At 53.1% G+C, this 1,719-nt stretch carries 1 rRNA gene; it reads left to right on the top strand.

The annotated features are described in order from the left end of the window. The first annotated feature begins 145 nt into the window (after positions 1-145). A 16S ribosomal RNA gene (locus HMPREF9444_RS02740) occupies positions 146-1,663 on the top strand. Positions 1,664-1,719: the final 56 nt, after the last annotated feature.

Genomic DNA, 1,719 nt, shown 5'->3' with positions numbered 1-1,719 from the left:
TTGACAGGAGAAAAAGAATCTCTATAATGTGCAACCACTTGAGCGGCACGCTCTGCTCAAAAAGCTCTTTAAAAATACGGTACAGACAATCTGTGTGGATCCTTGACTAAGGATTGAGTTTTAAGAAAGATTCAAACGAATTCAGATAATGAAGAGTTTGATCATGGCTCAGATTGAACGCTGGCGGCAGGCTTAATACATGCAAGTCGAACGGTAACATAGCGAAAGCTTGCTTTTGCTGATGACGAGTGGCGGACGGGTGAGTAGTATCTGGGAAACTGCCCTGAAGAGGGGGACAACAGCTGGAAACGGCTGCTAATACCGCATAAACCCTGCGGGGGAAAGGAAGGCAACTTCCGCTTCAGGATGTGCCCAGAAGGGATTAGCTAGTAGGTGAGGTAAAGGCTCACCTAGGCGACGATCTCTAGCCGGTCTGAGAGGATGACCGGCCACATCGGGACTGAGACACGGCCCGGACTCCTACGGGAGGCAGCAGTAGGGAATATTGCACAATGGGGGGAACCCTGATGCAGCCATGCCGCGTGTGTGAAGAAGGCCTTCGGGTTGTAAAGCACTTTCAGCGGGGAGGAAATTAAGTTAGACGTTACCCGCAGAAGAAGCACCGGCTAACTCCGTGCCAGCAGCCGCGGTAATACGGAGGGTGCGAGCGTTAATCGGAATAACTGGGCGTAAAGGGCACGCAGGCGGGCTGATAAGTAAGGTGTGAAATACCGGGGCTCAACCTCGGGGCTGCATTTTAAACTGTCAGTCTAGAGTATTGCAGAGGGAGACGGAATTCCGGGTGTAGCGGTGAAATGCGTAGATATCCGGAAGAACACCGGAGGCGAAGGCGGTCTTCTGGGCAAATACTGACGCTCAGGTGCGAAAGCGTGGGGAGCAAACAGGATTAGATACCCTGGTAGTCCACGCCGTAAACGATGTCGATTAGGAGATTGAGCAGAAGCTTGGTTTTCGGAGCAAACGCGCTAAATCGACCGCCTGGGGAGTACGGCCGCAAGGTTAAAACTCAAATGAATTGACGGGGGCCCGCACAAGCGGTGGAGCATGTGGTTTAATTCGATGCAACGCGAAGAACCTTACCTGACCTTGACATCTGAGGAATGCCTGAGAGATTTAGGCAGTGCCTTCGGGAGCCTCAAGACAGGTGCTGCATGGCTGTCGTCAGCTCGTGTCGTGAGATGTTGGGTTAAGTCCCGCAACGAGCGCAACCCTTGTCCTTTGTTGCCAGCGCGTGATGGCGGGAACTCAAAGGAGACTGCCGGTGACAAACCGGAGGAAGGCAGGGATGACGTCAAGTCATCATGGCCCTTACGGTCAGGGCTACACACGTGCTACAATGGGGCGTACAGAGGGAAGCGAGGCCGTGAGGCGGAGCGGAGCCCACAAAGCGTCCCACAGTTCGGATTGGAGTCTGCAACTCGACTCCATGAAGGCGGAATCGCTAGTAATCGCAAATCAGAATGTTGCGGTGAATACGTTCCCGGGCCTTGTACACACCGCCCGTCACACCATGGGAGTGGATTGCACCAGAAGTGGCTTGCCTAACCCGTAAGGGAGGGCGGTTACCACGGTGTGGTTTATGACTGGGGTGAAGTCGTAACAAGGTAACCCTAGGGGAACCTGGGGTTGGATCACCTCCTTAACGAATTAAGAAAATTCAATTACTTAGGCAAGAGTCCACACAGATAGTCTGAACCG

Origin of the sequence: Succinatimonas hippei YIT 12066 (genome assembly GCF_000188195.1) — a bacterium.
In the GTDB taxonomy this organism is placed as follows: domain Bacteria; phylum Pseudomonadota; class Gammaproteobacteria; order Enterobacterales; family Succinivibrionaceae; genus Succinatimonas; species Succinatimonas hippei.
Note: the sequence above shows the minus strand (reverse complement) of the source record. Positions and strands in the feature narration are given on the sequence as shown.